The 12,543-nt window shown below is 64.0% G+C and carries 10 protein-coding genes; 4 read left to right on the top strand and 6 right to left on the bottom strand.

Features of this window, described 5'->3' with window-relative positions:
- Positions 1-665: 665 nt before the first annotated feature.
- Positions 666-2,354, top strand: a complete 1,689-nt coding sequence (locus FBR05_13075) for a hypothetical protein (protein ID MDL1873111.1) — start codon at positions 666-668, stop codon at positions 2,352-2,354.
- 34 nt (positions 2,355-2,388) lie between these two features.
- Here FBR05_13075 and FBR05_13070 read toward each other — a convergent pair whose 3' ends face one another.
- The 3 genes from FBR05_13070 to FBR05_13060 all read right to left on the bottom strand — a co-directional run bounded on the left by FBR05_13070 (position 2,389) and on the right by FBR05_13060 (position 5,535).
- Positions 2,389-2,898 (bottom strand): YjbQ family protein, encoded by a 510-nt coding sequence (locus FBR05_13070; GenBank protein MDL1873110.1) that lies wholly within the window; start codon positions 2,896-2,898, stop codon positions 2,389-2,391.
- 151 nt (positions 2,899-3,049) lie between these two features.
- On the bottom strand, positions 3,050-3,439 hold the full coding sequence (locus tag FBR05_13065) for a hypothetical protein (protein ID MDL1873109.1): 390 nt from the start codon (positions 3,437-3,439) through the stop codon (positions 3,050-3,052).
- Entirely contained in the window at positions 3,439-5,535 is a 2,097-nt protein-coding gene (locus FBR05_13060) for an elongation factor G (GenBank protein MDL1873108.1), read from the bottom strand. Before FBR05_13060 ends, FBR05_13065 begins: the two co-directional genes overlap by 1 nt.
- An 871-nt stretch (positions 5,536-6,406) precedes the next feature.
- Here FBR05_13060 and ettA point away from each other — a divergent pair.
- The gene (ettA, locus tag FBR05_13055) at positions 6,407-8,095 is read left to right on the top strand and encodes an energy-dependent translational throttle protein EttA (protein ID MDL1873107.1); all 1,689 of its coding nucleotides are present in this window, start codon (positions 6,407-6,409) and stop codon (positions 8,093-8,095) included.
- 62 nt (positions 8,096-8,157) lie between these two features.
- Here the strand turns inward: ettA and FBR05_13050 are convergent, their stop codons facing one another.
- From FBR05_13050 to FBR05_13040, 3 genes are all read right to left on the bottom strand, one after another.
- On the bottom strand, positions 8,158-8,847 hold the full coding sequence (locus tag FBR05_13050; protein ID MDL1873106.1) for a hypothetical protein: 690 nt from the start codon (positions 8,845-8,847) through the stop codon (positions 8,158-8,160).
- A gap of 89 nt (positions 8,848-8,936) precedes the next feature.
- Positions 8,937-10,169, bottom strand: coding sequence for an adenosine deaminase family protein (locus FBR05_13045; GenBank protein MDL1873105.1), 1,233 nt, complete (start codon positions 10,167-10,169; stop codon positions 8,937-8,939).
- 4 nt (positions 10,170-10,173) lie between these two features.
- Complete coding sequence (locus FBR05_13040) at positions 10,174-11,142, bottom strand: choice-of-anchor D domain-containing protein (protein ID MDL1873104.1); 969 nt, start codon at positions 11,140-11,142, stop codon at positions 10,174-10,176.
- Positions 11,143-11,189: 47 nt separating this feature from the next.
- Here FBR05_13040 and FBR05_13035 point away from each other — a divergent pair, with 47 nt between their 5' ends.
- Both FBR05_13035 and FBR05_13030 read left to right on the top strand, forming a co-directional pair.
- Positions 11,190-11,624, top strand: coding sequence for a DUF2267 domain-containing protein (locus FBR05_13035; protein ID MDL1873103.1), 435 nt, complete (start codon positions 11,190-11,192; stop codon positions 11,622-11,624).
- A gap of 9 nt (positions 11,625-11,633) precedes the next feature.
- The coding region (locus tag FBR05_13030) for an acetate--CoA ligase (GenBank protein ID MDL1873102.1) at positions 11,634-12,543 on the top strand (910 nt) is incomplete at its 3' end.

The raw sequence follows: 12,543 nt of genomic DNA, 5'->3' as shown, positions 1-12,543 counted from the left end.
CGCTGCGGGTGGCCGAGGAGCTGGGCGAGGCCGTGGGCGGGCGGGTCGGCTACCAGTTTCGCTTCGAGAACGTTGCCGGTCCCAAGACGCGGCTGCGCTTCCTGACCGAGGGGATGCTGCTGCGCTTCCTCGTCCAGGACCCGCTCCTGAAGCGCGCCGGGACGGTGGTCCTGGACGAGTTCCACGAGCGCCACCTGCACTCGGACGTTGCGCTCGGCTACCTGCGGTCCTTGCAGCAGGGGCCCAGGTCCGATCTGAAACTCTTGGTGATGTCGGCGACCTTGCAGCTCGAGGGCCTGGCGCAATTCCTGCCCGGCTCGCGGGTCTTTCAGCTGGAGGCGCCGGCCTTTCCCGTCGCGGTGGAGTATCTGCCCTCGGAACCCAAAAGGCCGATCGAGACCAAGGTAAGGGAGGCCTTGGCCTACGCCAAGAGCCAGGCTCCGCCGGAGATCCGTCGCGGTGACGTCCTGGTGTTCCTACCCGGCATGGGCTAGATCCTGCGTTGCGCCGACGCCCTCGAGCGGGCCTTCGGCGGGGAATTTTCGATCCTGCCCCTGCACGGCGAGCTGCCGAAGGAGGCCCAGGCGAAGGTCTTCGCGAAGGCGGAGCGGCCCAAGGTCATCCTTGCCACCAACGTCGCCGAGACCTCGCTCACCATCGATGGCGTGACCCTGGTGATCGACAGCGGTCTGCAGCGACAGGCGAGCTACTCGTGGTGGAGCGGGATCCCCGCCTTGAAGACGCGGCCGACCAGCAAGGCCTCGGGGATACAACGCGCCGGCCGAGCGGGGCGCACCGCGCCGGGCCTTTGCTATCGCCTCTACTCGGCCGCGGATTGGGAGTCGCGCCTCGCCTTCGAGACGCCCGAGATCCGGCGCTCGGACCTGGCGCAGACCCTCCTCGAGATCAAGGCGATGGGGAGGGGGCGTCTGAGCGACTTCGGCTGGTTCGAGGCCCCGCCGGAAGGGGCCCTGCTGGCCGCGGCGGGCTTGCTGCACCAGCTGGGGGCGACGCAGGCTCCGGACTTGGACGCGGCCTTGACCGACCTGGGCCGGCGCATGGCCGCCATTCCGATACATCCTCGGCTGGCGCGGTTTTTATTAGAGGCCGAGCGGCGGCACTGCCTGGGCGCCGCGCTGCGCCTGGCGGCGCTCGTCTCCGAAGACGCCCTGGAAGAGCTCGACGTCTTCCATCAGGTGGAAACGGGGCGGCTCACCGAGCCGCAGCGCCGGCTGATCGCCCTGTGGGGCGGGCATTTCCCCAAGGCCGCCGCCCAGGCGCGGGGCCGCGAGGAGGATCTCGCCTACGCGCTGCTGACGGGCTTCCCCGACCGCGTGGCCCGCCGGCGCCTGGCCTCCGCCTCGGCGGAGAAGCAACGCGCGATGGAGCGGGGCGCCGAGGTGGAGCTGGTCTTCTGCAACGGCGGAGCGGGCCTGCTGCGCGGCGAGGTCTCGCCGGCGGGGGAGTGGTGCGTCGTCCTCGACGTCCAGGAAAAGCAGCACGCGGGGCAGACCCGTCCCAAGGTCCACGTCAGCGCCTTGGCGCCGATTAAGCCGGAGTGGCTCTTCGACTGGCAGGGTTCGCTGCTGGTCGAAGAAAAGGAGCTGGTCTGGGATGAAAGGCTCGGCCGAGTCTTTCAGGTCTCCCGGATCCGTTACGGCCAGCTGGCGCTCTCGGAAAGCCGGGAGGCGCCGGAGGACGGTGTGGCGGCGGAGCGGCTCTTCTTGAAGTCGGCTTTAGGATTGGATTTGGAGGGACCCGCGGCGGAGTCCCTCGAGGTGCCGGGGCTCTTGCAGCGCCTCGGCGGCTCGGAGGCGCTGGAGGCGGAGTTTTCCCGCCTCGACTGGCTGAGGCGCGCCCATCCCGAGGCCCCGCTCCCCGAGCTGCAGGGCCGAGGCCTGGCGGAGTTCCTGCTCAAGGTCCTCTCCGGCGTCGATTCCCGCCAGGCCTGGGAGTCTCTGGACCTGCCGCGGGCCTGCCTCGAGGCCTTGCCGCCCGAGGCCGCCGCCTTGCTCTCGCGCGAGCTGCCCGGCCACGTCGTCCTGCAGGCGGGGCGGCGGGTGCGGGTGCATTATCCTTGGGGCCGCGAACCCTGGATCGAGTCGCGGCTGCAGGATTTCTTTGGGATGAAGGAAGGTCCGAAGCTGGCGGGCGGGCGCGTGCCCTTGCTGCTGCACCTCTTGGCGCCGAACCAGCGGGCGGTGCAGGTGACGAAGGACTTGGCGGGGTTTTGGAAAAACACCTATCCGGAGATCCGCAAGCAGTTGATGCGGCGGTATCCGAAGCACCGTTGGCCGGAAGACGCGACCGCTGTTGGGGCCGTTCGCGAACGGCCCCTACGGGGCAACGCATAAACGCCTCGGTGAGACATTTTTATTTAACGCGCGATCACTCCCCGATAATCTGCACCGCCACCGAGCGCTCCCTCGGCCCGTCGAAATCGATCAGGCAGAGCTTCTGCCACCGCCCGTAAACCGGCTGGCCCGCCTTCACGATCACGGTCTGGGAGGCCGCTCCGAAGAGGAAGGACTTCATGTGCGCGTCCGCGTTGCGGTCGCACTTCTTGTCGTCCGCGCAGAGGTTCTTCGTCCGGATCTTGCTGTTGTGCAGGTAGGGCTTGTGGTGCGGGATCAGGTCCCGCAGGAAACCGTTCAAATCGCCCAAGAGGCAGGGCTCGTCGAGCTCGTTGAGCGCCACCACGCAGGTCGTATGCAGGGCCTGGACGGTCAGAAGGCCGTTCTGGACCTTGCTTTCCTGGACCCATTGCCGGGTCGGCTCGGTGAGGTCGTGGATCGAAAAGAAGTCGAATTCCTTGAGGTAAGGGACCAGCTTCGGTTCGATTTCGGCCAGGTTGTTGTGATCTGTGGCGTAGGTTACGGTCTTGTTGAAACAGAGCATGTTCCACCCTCCCTGATACCCTTACCAAACCCTGGATTCGGAATATTCTAGGGGGCTTTTTATTTCTGTACAAATTATTTTTAGGGGCGGGTGAAAGACCCAGGTCCAGGGGACCCCGCCGTCACAGGCGGACGAAAGGTTCTTTTTTGGCTCAGTGGGCGGTGCGAGCGGGGAGCGCCCGGCTGATGCGGGCCAGCGCGTGCAGGAGGGGAGGTTCGGCGCAATAGGCGTTTTTCAGATAGCGGATGGTGCGGCGGATATGGCGCAGGGTCTCGAGGTCTCGGTCGGAGTCGAAAAGGAGCGTCGGAGAACCCAGATGGGAGGCCAATAGGGCCTTGAGGCGCTGGAGCAGGGCCTCAAAACGCTCTTGTTCATGACGGCGGAGGGACTGGAGCCTTCTGGGTAGAAAATCCCCTTCGGAACAGCCTCGATAGTAGGCAGAATTTAAGGAAAACTTGAGCTTCCAGAGGCGGTTGGCCGTCCCCTGCAGCTCCCGCTGCAGGGCGCTCAATTCCTCGGAGACGCGCTCGAGTTTCCGCATTACTTGCTCTCCGCCGCTCGCTTCTCTTGGTACAGCTTGACCAGCTCGTCTTGGACGTTGCGGGGCACGGGGGCGTACTTGAGGAATTCCATCTGGAATTCGCCCTTGCCCTGGGTGCCGCTGCGCAGGTCGGTGGAATAACCGAACATCTCGGAGAGCGGGACCTCGGCGTCGACCTGGACGTACTTGTTGACCGTCCCGGTGCTGACGATGACGCCGCGGCGCTGGTTGATCTGGCCGACGACCTGGCCCTGGAACTCCTCGGGGGCCTGGGTCTGCAGGCGCATGATGGGCTCGAGGATGATGGGGCCGCATTGGTTGTAGAACTCGCGCACCGCCGTCATGGCGCAGATCTTGAACGCCATTTCGGAGGAGTCGACGTCGTGGTAGGCGCCGTCGTTGATGACGACGCGGACGCCGACCACCGGGAAGCCGATCAGCAGGCCCTTCTTGAGCTGCTCTTGGAAGCCCTTGTCGCAGGCCGGGATGAACTCGCGGGGGATCTTGCCGCCGACGATCTCGTCGACGAACTCGTAGGTTTGGACCGCGTCGGCGGGCAGGGGCTCGAAGTAGCCGCAGATTTTCGCGTATTGGCCGGAGCCGCCGGTCTGCTTCTTGTGCTGGTACATGAAGTCGGTCTTCTTGGTGAAGGTCTCGCGGTAGGCGACCTGCGGCTTGCCGGCGATGACCTCGCAGTTGTACTCGCGCTTCATGCGCTCGATGTAGATCTCGAGGTGCAGCTCGCCCATGCCCGAGATGATGGTCTGGGCGCTCTCCTCGTCGCGGTGGACGCGGAAAGTCGGGTCTTCCTTCGAGAAGCGGTTGAGGGCCTTCGAGAAGTTTGCGGTGGCGCCCTTGTCCTTGGGGGCGACGGCCAGGGAGATGACCGCGTTGGGGACGTGCATCGAGGTCATGGTGTAGCGGATGGTCCCGTCGGTGAAGGTGTCGCCGGAGGCGCACTCGACGCCGAACATCGCGACGATGTCACCGGCATAGGCGACGTCGATGTCGTGCATCTCGTCGGCGTGCATGCGGACCAGGCGGGGCACCTTGACCTTCTTCTCGTTGGTCGAGTTGACGATCCAGTCGCCCTTGGCGACCTTCCCTTGGTAAATGCGCATGTAGGTCAGCTGCCCGTAGCGGCCGTCTTCCAGCTTGAAGGCCAGACCGACGAAGGGCTTGTCGGGATTGGACTCGAGGACGATCTTCTCTTCGTCCTTGCGCTGGTCGTGGGCCTCGTTCTTCACCTCGGAGGGATCCGGCAGGTAGTAGCCCACCGCGTCCAGCAGCAGCTGCACGCCCTTGTTCTTGTAGGCCGAGCCCATCATCACCGGGATGAACTTGAGGCTGAGCGTCGCCGTGCGCACCGCCTTGCGGAGCGCGTTGGGGGAGACCTCTTTGTCCTCGAGGTAGAGCTCGGCGATGTGGTCGTCGAAGTCGCCCATGGCGGCGATCAGCTCGTGGCGGCGCTCCTTGGCCTCGTCGAGCAGCTCGGCGGGGATCTCCTCGACGCGGACGTTTTCGCCGTTGTCGCCGTCGAAGTAGTTGGCCTTCATCTCGATCAAGTCGATGACGCCTTGGAAGCGGTCCTCGGCGCCGATCGGCAGGGCGATCAGGTGGGCGTTGTGGCCCAGCTTGTCGCGCAGCTGGTGCATGCAGCGCACGGGGTCGGCGCCGGCGCGGTCCATCTTGTTGACGAAGGCGATGCGCGGAACGTGGTAGCGGGTCATCTGGCGGTCGACGGTGATCGACTGGCTCTGCACGCCCGAGACGGCGCAGAGGACCAAGACGGCGCCGTCCAGGACGCGGAGGGCGCGTTCGACCTCGATGGTGAAGTCGACGTGGCCGGGGGTGTCGATCAGGTTGATGATGATGTTCTTCCACTCGGCGTAGGTGGCGGCCGACTGGATGGTAATGCCTTTTTCGCGCTCGAGGTCCATGAAGTCCATGGTGGCGCCGACGCCGCTCTTGCCGCGGACCTCTTCGATCTTATGGATTTTATTGGTGTAGAAGAGGATGCGCTCGGACAGGGTGGTCTTGCCCGAGTCGATGTGGGCGGAAATGCCGATGTTGCGGATCTTTTCGATATTGCGCATAGCGTGTAACTCCTTGAAGGGCGCTGGCTTTTAGCCCAAACGTCGCGGAAAAGTCGAGGCTTTTTTTCGGGCTTAAATGCTGAAGGATAATCACGGGGTTGGGGTTTGTCCAGGCGTACGCTTGCTTTGGCTATGGGCTTGGGTTTTTTTGCCGGGTTTTGGGGGGTATTTCGGTGCTTGGATGCTTTGCGGCGCTTATGGGTATCCGTCGCGACCTCCGCCCGGCCCGAGCTGGGGGGTATACCCTCGGGCACCGGGCTTGGCCCTCCAGCCGGGCCAAGCCCTGCGGGCAGAAAAATTGATTATCACAGGCTTTAAGGACAATTTTTCTGAGGCTGCCCGGAAGGGTATACCCCCCAGCTCGAACCGGGCTCGTGCACACTTTTACCGACATCGTCCCTGCGAAACGCACCTAACGAATCTGCTGGGAGCCTTGCACTTCAGCGTAACGTTGGCTGCGATTGCCTAGCGGTGTGATCCTGCAGCCCTGTAGGGGCGAACCTTGTGTTCGCCCCCGTGCACGGAGGGAAAAGCGAACACATTTTCTGAGCTAAAGAGTGGGGCTAACCCCGGCCCAAAAATCCCGGCACGGCAATAAGCCCCGAAGCTGGGGGAGGCCCTCTTGAAAAGCCTCGCGAGGCCCTTCCCCTTGACGCCTCGGTAGTAAGGGACTCGCGCGGCAGGGGGCGATCCCGCGCAGGGATCGCCCCCGTTTTTCAAGAGGGCCTCCCCCAGATTCGGGGTGTGGTGGCGACGAGCAAAACCGGTGCACAAGGCTCCACGGAAAACCGCAAAAAGACCCAACGCTTGATCTTAGCCAAGTTCCGGGCTAATCGGGCGGTCCACAATGTCAGAAATCTAAGGATTCCTCATGTCGAACGAAGCCGAAAAAATTATCTTCTCGATGGTCCGGGTCAGCCGCGTCCATCCGCCCAAGAAACAGGTCCTGAAGGACATCTCCCTGTCCTTCTATTACGGCGCCAAGATCGGTGTCCTGGGACTGAACGGTGCGGGGAAGAGCAGCCTGCTGCGCATCATCGCCGGCGTCGACAAAGAATACCAGGGCGAGGTGACCTTCTCGAAAGGCTACACCGTCGGACTGCTGGAACAAGAGCCCCGCCTCGATCCCGAAAAGACCGTCCGCGAGATCGTGGAAGAGGGGGCCGGCGAGGTCGTCAAGCTCTTGAAGGAATACGAAGAGATCAACAACAGCTTCGCCAACGAGATGACCGACGACCAGATGCAAAAGCTGATCGAGCGCCAGGCCGAGGTCCAAGAGAAACTCGAGGCCGCCAACGCCTGGGAGCTGGACAGCCGCCTCGAGCTGGCGATGGATTCCTTCCGCTGTCCGCCCGGCGACGCCAAGATCGCCAACCTTTCCGGCGGCGAGAAGCGGCGCGTCGCCCTGACCCGGCTTCTGCTCTCGGAGCCTGACGTCCTGCTGCTCGACGAGCCCACCAACCACCTCGACGCCGAATCGGTCTACTTCCTCGAGCGTCAATTGCAGGCCTACAAGGGCACCGTCATCGCCGTCACCCACGACCGCTACTTTTTGGACAACGTCGCGGGCTGGATCCTCGAGCTCGACCGCGGCTACGGCATCCCCTGGAAGGGCAATTATTCCTCCTGGCTCGAGCAGAAAGAAAAGAGATTGGCCCAAGAAGAGAAGTCCGAAGACAAGCGCCTCAAGACCCTCGAGCGCGAGTTGGAGTGGATCCGCCAGACGCCGTCCGCCCGCCGCGCGAAGAGCAAGGCGCGCATCACCCAGTACGAGAGCCTGCTCGCCCAAGAGAACGAGAAGCGCCAGGACGACATCGAGATCTACATCCCGCCCGGACCGCGCTTGGGCGAGATGGTCATCGAGGCCCAGGGCGTCGCCAAGGCCTACGGCGACAATCTCTTGTTCGAAAACCTGAACTTCAAGCTCCCGCAGGGCGGCATCGTCGGCGTGATCGGGCCCAACGGCGCGGGCAAGACGACGCTCTTCAAGATGATCATGGGGATGGAAAAGCCGGACGCCGGGACCTTCAAGGTCGGCGAGACCGTCAAACTCGGCTACGTCGACCAAAACCGCTTCTCGCCCGACGACAAGCGCACCGTTTACGACGTCGTGTCCGGCGGTCACGAGACCCTGAAGCTGGGTCCCCGCGAGATCAATAGCCGCGCTTATTTGGCCCGATTCAACTTTTCCGGCACCGACCAGCAAAAACCCATCAACGTCCTTTCGGGCGGCGAGCGCAACCGCGTCCACCTCGCCCTGGCCCTGCAAAACGCCGGCAACGTCCTGCTGCTCGACGAGCCCACCAACGACCTCGACGTCAACACGCTGCGCGCCCTCGAGGTGGCCTTGGAAAATTTCGTCGGTTGCGCGGTGGTCATCAGCCACGACCGCTGGTTCTTGGATCGCATCGCCACCCACGTCCTCGCCTTCGAGGGCGACAGCCAGGTCACCTGGTTCGAGGGGAATTTTTCGGAATACGAGGAAGACAAGCACCGCCGCCTGGGCGCCGAGGCGGATAAGATCCATCGGATCAAGTACAAGAAGTTCAAGCGCGGCTGATCCCTCGCCGCGCTTGCGATCGAAACAAGGAATATCGCCGCGGATCTAGCTTTCCGGTAAATTTAGTTTCTTTTCTTCCGTTGGAGGAGCGGCAACGCCAGGGCCACGAGCCAGGCGGCCATCCCGTGGCCTGCGCCATTGGACGCCAGGCTGCACCCTCCTTGGGCCGGAGCCGCGGCCGGGGCGGGAAGGGGCGCCTCGGCGACGGCGCTTTTATCCTCGGCCGTTGGGGCGCTAGGGGGTGCCCCGGTTGCGGGGACCGCGGCGGTCTTCATCTTTTCAGGATCGCAGGCCTCCGGCAGCTCGGCCTTGAATTTTTCAAAACCGTCGGCCACCAGGCTTTGCTTCGCGGGATTTTGGTGCTTGTCGTGGTAGTCGCCGCTGCCCAGGAACTCGCCGTGAACGGCGCTGCGGCACTTGTCTTTGTCGTCGACCTTGTAGGGGGCCGGTCCGCTGACGGAATTCTCCGCGGCGGCGGTGAAGACGCCGAACTGCGACTGCGAGTAATAATCCAGGGTCGCATCGAGCTTTTCCCTAAAATACTTGCGGCATTCGTTGAATTTGTCGCTGCACTCCGGGTTGGTCGGCGTCGCGGTGACGTCGTGCATGCTCAGACAGGTGTTTCTCGCGACGAGGTCGGGCGAGATGTAAGGGCGGTTGCAAAAATCGAATTGGGCCGAGGCCGTTCGGGAGCCGGCGAGCGTGAGGAAAAAGGCGAAGGCCAAGCCGGCGAGGGTCGTAATTCGTTTCATGGGCGTCTCCCTAAAGGATTTCGCGAGCCCCTCTGATTAAGCTACGGGCAATGAAACCCTGAATCAATAAGAAATTTAGGTCTAGGCCCTTATTCCGTCGCATTTTGCCACTTTTTTTCGAGCCGCTCGTAAAAATCGATCACGCCGCGGACGTAGGCGCGTTTTTCGACATAGGGGAGGGGAGAAAAACTCCGCTTGAAGCCGTAGACGATAAGATCTCGCAGAATGTGCGCGTCGACCGAAAAGGCCCTCACCACCTTTTCTAGTTCCTGCGTCACCGTCGTGTGGCTGACCAGGCGGTTGTCCGTGCAGACCGTCAGCGAGAGGCGCTCGGCCAGCATCCTTTTCACCGGGTGGTGCTGGATGTCGCCGATGCTCGGGATGGTCTGTAAGTTACTGGTCGGACAGACCTCGATCGTGATCCTTCGCTCCGCGATGTAGTGCACCAGGGCCTTGGTGTAGGTCTCGCGCTCCGAGCTGGGGATATGCTCGACCAGGTCGCTGGCGAAAAGGTGCGTTCCGTGGCCGATGCGGTCGGCGTGGCACTGCGTGATCGCCTGGAAGATCGACGAGGGCCCATAAGCCTCACCCGCATGGACCGTCTTCATCAGGAAATGCTGGTGCGCGTACTCGAAGGCCTTGCGGTGGGCGTTGGCCGGCCAGCCCTTTTCCTCCCCCGCCAAGTCGAAGCCGACGATCGGGATGCCGCGGCGGTCGCGGGTGCCGACCAGGGCCTGGACCAATTCCATCGAGGCCAAGGGAAAGACCTGAGAGAGCGGGGCGTAGCGGTGGCAGCCGATGAAGCTCCCGTAATAAGGAGAGAAGGTCTTGCCGAACTTCCGCATCGCGCAGCCGATCATGCCGTAATCGAAGGGCGGCTCTTCGCCGGAGGCGATCTCGGGCCTTCGGTTGATCTCGGACTTCGCCCGCGCCAGGCCGCGGTCGACGGCGAGCAGGACCTCCTCGATCGAAAGTTTTTCCGAGGCGCTCAGCTGCGGGGCGAAGCGCGGCTCGATGTAGCGCACTCCCTCGGCGAAGCTGTCCTGGGCGAGCTCGTAGGCGACGCGCTCCAGGGCCTCGGGCTCGCGCAGCACGGCGCAGGTGTATTGGAAGCCGTGCAGGTATTCCCCCAAATTCTCATAGCGATCCTTGAAGACCAATTCCCGCAGACCTTGCGGCTCGAAGGAGGGCAGCTCCACGCCCTGCTGCCGGGCGAGCTCGATCAGCGTTTCCAGGCGCAGCGAGCCGTCGAGGTGGACGTGAAGGTCGGTCTTGGGGATGGCGCGGAGGAAGTCCGGGGTGATCCATGCGGGGCTGGCCATGGAGCTATTTTAGGCGGCGGGACAAGGCGAGCACAAGCAAGGAATGGGCCAAACTCAAGAGGGCCGCGGCACCGGAAGTGCTTGAGGCCGGGTTCAGCGCGCAGCCGCCGCCGGTGGGCGTCGGGAAGGGCGCCGCGCCGTTGACGGCAAAGGCGGCCTGGGCCGGATCGGCCGTGAGCGGATTGAAGAAGGCCGTGACCGCGCAGGTGCCGCCCGGCGGGACCAACTGCGGGGCGCAGGCGTCGATGCGCGCGAAGTTGAAGGGCGCGTCGCCGCCAAAGGTGGTGGCCTGCACGCGGAGATCGCTGCCGCCGGTGTTGATCAAGGTAAAGCCCTGCCCGCCGGACAAGACGCCGGGAGGCTGGGTACCGAAGTCCAAAAGATCGGTGGAGAGGGAGACCGTCGTCTCGGTCGCGAGGGGCGCCGGAGGTCCCGGAAAGCCGCCCTCCGCGCCGATCCCCTCGAGGGGGACAAAGTTCCCCAAATTGCCGGCCTCGTCCAAGACCACCAGGAAGGAAGAGTAGTGCCCGAAGACGTCGGGCGAAAAGGAGGCCCCGACCTGGCATTCCATCGCGCCGCTTAGAATGGCGCCCGAGCAGGTGTCGGAGTCGACCGTGAAGTGTCGAGGGTCGCTCAGGGAGACGCGGATGGGGCCGAAGGAGGTCGCCGGGTCCCGCAGCCTCAGGGTGATATTAAGGGTGCCGAAGGTGTCTCCCAGGGTGACGGCCCCAAATTGCAAGGCGGCCGGGGAAAATTGCAGCGGCAGCAGCGGGACGGCCTGCGCCGCGGGCGTGCGGATCCAAAGGAATAAGAGGGCGAGGAGGCTGAGGCGGAGCGGTTTCATGCGATTTTCCTGGGCCGATTCTAGGGGATGTCCGCCGCTTTGCCAACCGCTTCCTCTTGGCTCTCCGTTTCGCGGGCGGGGGCTGGGCTTTTCCTGACAAAAGTCAGGAAGCGGACTGACCAGTCTCATCGGTTTCCCCGGGGGAAAGTGGGACAATGATAAAAAAGGAGGGGCTTATGGCGATGCACGTGTCGGCCTTCGAAAAAACGATCGAAAAATCGAACGCTTGGATCAAGGAACTGATGCAAGACCTGCAATGGAGCGACCCGCAGCGCGGCTACCGGGCCTTGCGCGTGGTGCTCCACGCCCTGCGGGACCACCTTCCGCTGGGAGAGACCGTCCAACTCGGCGCGCAGTTGCCGATGCTGCTGAGGGGCCTCTACTACGAGGGCTGGCGACCCGCCGACCGGCTGGCGAAGGAGCGCCACGAGGCCGACTTCCTGCTGCGGGTCGCCGAGTACTTCGACAACGATACCGAGCTCGAGACCGTCGGCGACCTAAGCCGCATGGTCTCGGCGGTCTTTAGGGTCCTGTCCCGGCACGTTTCTCGCGGCGAGATCGCCGACATCGTTCACCTCCTGCCGCGGGAGCTCCGGGAATATTGGGCTTGAAAGGACGCCATGCCGGCGCTGCGCATCGAAAAAAAACCGGGCGAGTGGCAGGTCGCGCCCCAGTTGCGGGATTATGAAGCCGCGCGCGAGTCCTTTTCCTGGGCGAAGGCCGCCGCCGAGGGACTGCAGGGCTTGCCGGGTGGACGCGGCCTGAACATCGGCTTCGAGGCGGTGGATCGCCACGCCCTCGGTCCCCGCTCGGAGCAATGCGCGATCCGTTTCCTCCAAAGGGAGGGCGGGCACGAGGACTTCAGCTACGGCCGGCTCTATGAGGCCACCAATCGCTTCGCCAACCTCTTGGCGAGCCTGGGACTCAAGAAGGGGGACCGGGTCTTCGGCCTGCTCGGCCGCGTCCCCGAGCTCTACGTGACCGCCCTGGGCGCCTTGAAGGCCGGCGCCGTCTTCTGTCCGCTCTTTTCCGCCTTCGGCCCCGAGCCCATCCAGACGCGACTCTCCCTGGGCGAGGGGAAGCTCCTCGTCACCACCTCCGCGCTCTACCAAAAGAAGGTCGCGGCGATCCGCGCCTCGCTTCCTCATTTAAAACACGTGATCCTGGTCGACGCGGCGGCGACGCCCGAGACCCTCGGCTGGGATGAGGCCCTGGCGGCCGCCAGTCCCGACTTCATCGTCCCGCCCACCGACCCCGAAGACCTCGCACTATTGCACTTCACCAGCGGGACCACCGGCAAGCCCAAGGGCGCCCTCCACGTGCATCAGGCGATCCTGGCCCATCACGTCACCGGGCGGCTGGCCTTGGATTTCCACGAGGGCGACATCTTCTGGTGCACGGCCGATCCCGGCTGGGTCACCGGCACCTCCTACGGCATCCTCTCGCCCTTGAGCAACGGCGTGACGATGATCGTCGACGCGCAAGATTTCGACGCCCAGCGCTGGTACCAGATCCTCGAGGAACAGCGGG

The organism is Deltaproteobacteria bacterium PRO3, assembly GCA_030263375.1.
GTDB lineage: Bacteria > UBA10199 > UBA10199 > DSSB01 > DSSB01 > DSSB01.
Note: the sequence above shows the minus strand (reverse complement) of the source record. Positions and strands in the feature narration are given on the sequence as shown.